The organism is Aurantimonas sp. (assembly GCF_964217435.1).
In the GTDB taxonomy this organism is placed as follows: Bacteria; Pseudomonadota; Alphaproteobacteria; order Rhizobiales; family Rhizobiaceae; genus Aurantimonas; species Aurantimonas coralicida.
The window spans coordinates 40,621-47,337 of the sequence record NZ_CAXPJM010000043.1 but is presented as its reverse complement, the minus strand read 5'-3'; the positions used below and the strand labels follow the sequence as shown (position 1 = coordinate 47,337).

General features: G+C 69.2%; 4 protein-coding genes. 2 read left to right on the top strand and 2 right to left on the bottom strand.

The window, feature by feature from the left end:
* The coding region (locus ACEQX1_RS16630) for an alanine--glyoxylate aminotransferase family protein (RefSeq protein WP_370197129.1) at positions 1 to 1,071 on the bottom strand (1,071 nt) is incomplete at its 3' end.
* 158 nt (positions 1,072 to 1,229) lie between these two features.
* Here ACEQX1_RS16630 and ACEQX1_RS16625 point away from each other — a divergent pair.
* Together ACEQX1_RS16625 and ACEQX1_RS16620 are read left to right on the top strand one after the other, a co-directional pair.
* Complete coding sequence (locus tag ACEQX1_RS16625) at positions 1,230 to 4,337, top strand: FAD-binding and (Fe-S)-binding domain-containing protein (protein WP_370197127.1); 3,108 nt, start codon at positions 1,230 to 1,232, stop codon at positions 4,335 to 4,337.
* Positions 4,338 to 4,425: 88 nt separating this feature from the next.
* The gene (locus ACEQX1_RS16620) at positions 4,426 to 5,124 is read left to right on the top strand and encodes a GntR family transcriptional regulator (RefSeq protein WP_370192792.1); all 699 of its coding nucleotides are present in this window, start codon (positions 4,426 to 4,428) and stop codon (positions 5,122 to 5,124) included.
* Positions 5,125 to 5,157: 33 nt separating this feature from the next.
* Here the strand turns inward: ACEQX1_RS16620 and ACEQX1_RS16615 are convergent, their stop codons facing one another.
* Entirely contained in the window at positions 5,158 to 6,690 is a 1,533-nt protein-coding gene (locus ACEQX1_RS16615; protein WP_370197124.1) for a tripartite tricarboxylate transporter permease, read from the bottom strand.
* Between the last annotated feature and the right edge of the window lie 27 nt (positions 6,691 to 6,717).

Sequence of the window (6,717 nt, the reverse complement as noted above, 5' to 3'; positions counted from 1 at the left end):
GCCGATCAGGGTCAGGTCGTTGTAGTCGCCGAGGTGGCCGATGCGGAAGATCTTGTCGGCAAGCTTCGAGAGGCCGGCTCCCAACGACATGTCGAAGCGCTCGAGAATGACCTTCCGCAATGCGTCGGCGCCCTTGCCCTCCGGCATCAGGACGGCGGTGAGCGCGCCCGAATGCTGGGCCGGGTCGGCGCAGAGGACTTCCAGCCCCCAGGCCTCGACGGCGGCGCGCGTCGCGGCGGCATGGCGCTGGTGCCGGGCAAAGACGTTGTCCAGCCCTTCCTCGTGCAGCATCTCGATCGCCGCATCGAGGCCGTAGAGAAGATTGGTCGCCGGGGTGGAGGGGAAGAACCCGTTGGGGTTCATCGCCAGCATCTCGTCCCAGGCCCAGTAGGAGCGCGGCAGCTTGGCCGAAGCCTGTGCCGCGATCGCCTTGTCGGAGAGTGCGTTGAAGGACAGGCCCGGCGGCAGCATCAGGCCCTTCTGCGAACCGCCGACGGTGACGTCGACGCCCCATTCGTCGTGCCGGTAGTCGACCGAGCCGAGCGAGGAGATGGTGTCGACGAGTAGCAGCGCCGGATGGCCGGCGGCGTCGATCGCCTTGCGGACGTCGCCGACCGGCGTCACGCAGCCGGTCGAGGTCTCGTTGTGGACGACGCAGACCGCCTTGATCTCGTGGCCGCTATCGGCTTTCAGCCGCTCGCCGATGGCCGCCGCGTCGGCGCCATGGCGCCAGTCGCCGGCGATGAACTCGGTGCGCAGGCCAAGCCGCTCGGCGAGCTTCTTCCACAGCGAGGCGAAATGGCCGGTCTCGTACATGAGGACGAGGTCGCCGGGGGACAGCGTGTTGACCAGCGCCGCTTCCCAGGCGCCGGTGCCCGAGCCCGGATAGATGACCACCGGGTTCTGGGTCTGGAAGATCGTGCGGATGCCGGTCAGGACGCGCTTGGCCATCTCCTGGAACTCGGGGCCGCGATGATCCATCGTCGGCATGTCCATGGCCCGCAGCACCCGGTCGGGCACATTGGTCGGTCCTGGAATCTGCAGAAAATGCCGGCCGGCTTTGTAGGTCACGATGGCGTCTCCCGGGGACCGCGACGCTTTGTCCGCCGGTCCGTTTCCTCGTCGCACGCTCTTGCCGACGTGCCTGTTTTCAGGTCCAATTGGATTATGAATTCATTATGCGTGTCAAGCGGCATTCTGCAGATCGCCGCCGGGAGGGGTCCACACAGATGGGGGAAATGATCCGGCCGGGCCTGAGCCGCCGGCTTGAGCGGGAAATTGCCGGCGACGTTTATTTCGACCGCTTCAACCGCGGGCGCTACGCCACCGACGCCTCGATCTACCAGATCATGCCCGCCGGAGTGGTCGTCGCCCGCACCGGCGACGACGTGGCGGCGGCGCTCGACGCCTGCCGCGAGGAAGGCCTGCCGCTGACCATGCGGGGCGGCGGCACGTCGCAATGCGGCCAGACCGTCAATTCCGGCCTGATCGTCGATACGTCGAAGCATCTGAACAAGCTCCTGGAGCTGGACGTCGCCGGCCGCCGCGCGGTGGTCGAGCCGGGCATCGTCCTCGACGATCTCAACCGGCTTCTGAAGCCGCACGGCCTGTGGTTCCCCGTCGACGTCTCCACCGCTTCGCGCGCCACCATCGGCGGCATGGCCGGCAACAATTCCTGCGGTTCGCGCTCGCTGCGCTACGGCACGATGCGCGACAATGTCATCGCCATCGACGCGATCCTCGCCGACGGCACGGCCGGACGCTTCGCCCAGCTCGACCAGAACGCCGCCAACGAGCCGCCGCGCGAACTCGTCGCCGCCATGCTGGCGCTGGGTCGCCGCGAGGCCGGCGAGATCGCGGCGCGCTTCCCCAAGGTGCAGCGCCGGGTGGGCGGCTACAATCTCGACGCGCTGGTGCCCTCCGACGACCCGATCAACCTCGCCCATCTGCTGGTCGGCTCGGAAGGCACGCTCGGGGTCTCCACCGCCATCGAGATCCGGCTGTCGCCGCTGCCCAGGGCCACCAAGATCCTCGGCGCCTGCCACTTCCCGACCTTCCGCGCGGCAATGGAGGCGGCCCAGCACATCGTCGCCCTGAAGCCGACCTCGGTCGAGCTGGTGGATGCGACCATGATCGGGCTCGCCCGCCGGATCGACATGTTCGTGCCGACGCTGGAGGCCTTCGTGGAGGGCGATCCGGCGGCGCTGCTGCTGGTCGAATTCGCCGATACGGCGGAGGAAAACGACGCCAGCATCGCGGCGCTGCAGGACGTGATGAGCGATCTCGGCTACGGCTTCGGCCGCGGCGGCGATCACGAGGGCGGCGTGGTGCCGGTCGCCGATCTGAAGCTGCAGGCGGCGATCGCCGAACTGCGCGCCGCCGGGCTCAACATCATGATGTCGATGAAGGAGGAGCGCAAACCGGTCTCCTTCGTCGAGGATTGCGCCGTGCCGCTGGAGCATCTGGCGGACTATACCGACCGGCTGACGGCGATCTTCGAGAAGCACGGCACCCGTGGCACCTGGTACGCCCATGCCTCGGAGGGCTGCCTGCACGTGCGCCCGGTCCTCAACGTCAAGCTCGACAAGGACGTGAAGACCATGCGGGCGATCGCCGAGGAGGCCTTCGCCATGGTCCGCGAATACAAGGGCTCGCATTCGGGCGAACACGGCGACGGGCTGGTGCGCTCGGAATTCCACACCCAGATGTTCGGCGAGCGCATCGTCGCCGCCTTTCAGGAGGTGAAGACCGCCTTCGATCCGCATACGCGCCTCAACCCCGGCAAGATCGTCGCGCCGCCGAAGATGGATGACCGCAGCCTGCTGCGCTATCCGCCCGGCTACGCGGTGGACGAGATCCAGACGGCCTTCGACTGGTCGGCCTGGCCGGGCGCCTCCGGCGGCCTGCAGGGCGCCGTGGAGATGTGCAACAACAACGGCGCCTGCCGCAAATCGGCCGGGGCGGTGATGTGCCCGAGCTACCGGGTGACCCGCAACGAGCGCGACGTCACCCGCGGGCGGGCGAACACGCTGCGGCTGGCGATCTCCGGCCAGCTCGGCCCGGACGCGCTCGCCTCCGACGAGATGGCCGAGACGCTGAAGCTGTGCGTCTCCTGCAAGGCCTGCCGGCGCGAATGCCCGACCGGCGTCGACATGGCCAAGATGAAGGCCGAGGTGCTCTACCAGCGCGGCAAGACCAACGGCTTCTCGCTGAAGGACCGTCTGATCGCCGACCTGCCGCGCTATGCGCCGGCCGCCGCCCGCATGGGCTGGCTGATGGGCCTGCGCGACCGCGTCCCCGCCTTCGCGGCCCTGTCGGAGAAGATGGCCGGCTTTTCCGCCCGCCGCTCGCTGCCGGCCTTCCGCAAGGACTGGTTCCGCGACGCCGAAGGTGATGTCGCGGGCGTAATGGCGGCCGGGGCCGGATCATCTGCCCATCAGGGCCGGGCCGCGGCGGCGGAGAACGTTGGCGGGGCAGGGGACGGGATCGTCCTGAACCCGGAGGGAGCCGGCGGCGACACGGCGACGGCGAACCGCGCGGATCAGCGCGGCGTCGAGCGCACCGGCCCGGCGCCGCATCCGGACCGGGTGACCGGTGTTGTCCTCTTCGCCGACACCTTCGACCGCTGGTTCGACCCGCAGGTGCTGCGCGCCGCGGTCAAGGTGCTGAAGGCGGGCGGCTACCAGGTCGAGACCGCCAGCCTCGGCCGCAACGAACGACCCCTGTGCTGCGGGCGGACCTATCTCGCCGCCGGCATGGCCGACCGGGCCAAGACGGAAGCGCAGCGCACCATCGACGCGCTGCTGCCGCATGTGCGGGCCGGCAAGGCGATCGTCGGGCTGGAGCCCTCCTGCATCCTGACGCTGCGCGACGAGTTCCTGGCGCTGGTGCCGGGCGAGGCAGCGGAAGCGGTGGCGGCGTCGGCCATGCTGTTCGAGGAGTTCCTGATGCGCGAGGACAAGGCCGGGCACCTGTCCCTGCCTCTCGACGGCATCGGTCGCGAGGCCTATCTGCACGGTCACTGCCACCAGAAGGCCTTCGGCGCCATGTCGGCCGTCGAGGGCGCGCTGCGGATGATCCCCGGCCTCGACCTGAAGGTGATCGAATCGTCGTGTTGTGGCATGGCGGGCGCCTTCGGCTATGATGCCGAGACCATCGACGTGTCACTGGCCATGGGCGAGCTGTCGCTGCTGCCGGCGGTGCGCGCGGCACCGGCCGATGCGGTGATCGTCGCCGACGGCACCTCCTGCCGGCACCAGATCGCCGACGGCGCCGCACGCCGCGCCGTGCATGTGGCGGAAGTGCTGGCGGGCGCGCTCCATGGAGCTGCGCCGTAATGGCGCCGGTTCGGGTTGGCTCCCGGCCGCCGGCGCTCGATGCGGCCCGTATCCGCGGGGCCGGTCATTCCACGACGGGACACGACGCATGAGCCTTGCCGATACCGATTTTGACGCGCCGCTCTCGCGCCCCGCGCTGGCCGTGGAACTGACCGACCGGATGCGCCGGATGATCATGGAGGGCGAACTCCAGGCCGGCGAGAAGGTGCCCGAAAAGGCGCTGACGGAGCGCTTCGGCGTCTCCCGCACGCCGGTGCGCGAGGCCCTGAAGGTGCTCGCCCACGAAGGCTTCGTGCAGCTGGTGCCGAACCGCGGGGCCATCGTCTCGGGCGAGACGATGAACGAGCTGACCGAGCTGTTTCCGCTGGTCGCGGCGCTGGAGGGCCTGGCCGGCGAACTGGCGGCCGAGCGCGCCTCCGAGGCCGAGATCGCGGCGATCGCCGATCTCACCCGCCGGCTCGGCGCCGCCTACGAGGCGCGCGACCGGCCGGCCTATTTCGAGATCAACCAGGCGATCCACAGCGCCATCCTGGCCGCCGCGGCCAATCCGACGCTCTCCCAGCACCATGCCATGGTGGCGCGGCGGGTCTACCGGGCGCGCTACCAGGCCAATCTGACGCCGGAGCGCTGGCTGACGGCGACCCGCGAGCACGAGGGCATCCAGGCCGCGCTGGAGGCGCGCGACGGGCCGTTGCTGGGCAGCCTGATGAAGGCGCATCTGACCCACAAGCTGCAATCGCTGCTCGCCCATGCCGAGACCGAGGCGGCCGCCGGCACCGCCGGCTAGGACGCCGTCACCGCCGCGCGGCAGGCCTGCCGGTCAGTCGCCGACATAATCGGTGTCGGCTGCGGGCTGCGCGGCCGGCCGGCGCGGCTTGCGCATGGCCAGCACCACCGCGATGAGCAGGAAGCAGCCGGTGATCGTGTAGAGGCCGATCGAGATCCAGCTCGACACGAGGATGCCGGCATCGCCGCCGGAGATCGCCAGCGCCCGCCGCAGCATGCTTTCCATCTCGCCGCCGAGCAGCAGTCCGAGCACGACCGGCACCACCGAGATCTCCAACTTGCGCAGCACGAAGCCGAGCACGCCGAAGCCGACCATGACCTGCAGGTCGAAGGTGGAATGGCTGATCGAATAAATGCCGACGAAGGAGATCATCACCACGAAGGGCATCAGCGCCCACATCGGGATGGAGAGCATCCGGGTGAACAGGCCGACCAGCGGCAGGTTGAGGATCAGGAGGAAGACGTTGGCCATGAACAGCGCCGCGATCAGCCCCCAGACGATGTCCGGCTGGTTCTGGAACAGCAACGGCCCCGGCGTGATGTTCAGCGAGATGAGCAGCGCCAGGAGCACCGCCGTCGTGCCCGAGCCCGGCACGCCGAGCGCCAGCATCGGCACCAGCGCGCCGCCGGCCGCCGCATTGTTGCCGGCTTCCGGTGCGGCGACGCCGCGGGGATCGCCCTTGCCGAAGGTGTCGTCGCTGTTCGAGTAGCGCTTCTCCAGCGTGTAGGCGATGAACGAGCCGAGCGACGCGCCGGCGCCGGGCAGGATGCCGGAGATGAAGCCGAGGCCGGAGCCGCGGAACATCGCCCCCAGCGACTTGCGGATATCGGGCCAGCGGGCGAAGGCGCGGTTGACCGGCACCGCGCCGGAATGGCCGCCGATCCCGTGTTCCAGAAGGATCAGCGCTTCGGAGATGGCGAACAGGCCGACAATGGCGACGATGGCATGGAAGCCGTCATAAAGATGGAAGCTGCCGAAGGTGTAGCGCGGCACGGCGCTCTGCGGATCGATCCCGACCGTGCCCAGGGCGAGGCCGATGCCGGCCGCCAGCAGCGTCTTGGCCGGATTGGCGCCGGTGATGCCGCCGATCGTCGCGAAGGCCATGACATAGAGCGCGAAATACTCGGCCGGGCCGAAGCGGATGGCGAACTGCACCAAGAGCGGGGCGAACAGCACCAGGCCGATGGTCGCGGTCACGGCGCCGACGAAGGACGCGATGCCTGAGATCGCCAGCGCCTCGGGCGCCTTGCCCTGCTGGGCCATCGGGTAGCCGTCGAGGCAGGTCATCATCGCCGGTTCGTCGCCGGGGATGTTGAGCATGATCGACGAGATGCGGCCGCCATACATGCAGCCGTAATAGACGCAGGCGAGCAGGATCAGCGCCGAGCCCGCGGGCAGTTGCAGCGAGAAGGCCAGCGGGATGAGGATCGCCACGCCGTTGACCGGGCCGAGGCCGGGCAGCGCGCCGATGATCGTGCCGATGAAGCAGCCGAACAGCGCCAGCCCGATATTGGTCGGGGTCAGGGCGGTGGCGAAACCGTCGGCGAGAAAACCAAGAATTTCCACGTGATCTCCTTGGCACCAGCCAGGCGG

What these genes read in the sequence shown, in the direction of transcription:
- ACEQX1_RS16625 (WP_370197127.1), top strand. Translation starts at nt 1,230, where the DNA reads ATGGGGGAAATGATCCGGCCGGGCCTGAGCCGCCGGCTTGAGCGGGAA.
- ACEQX1_RS16620 (WP_370192792.1), top strand. Translation starts at nt 4,426, where the DNA reads ATGAGCCTTGCCGATACCGATTTTGACGCGCCGCTCTCGCGCCCCGCG.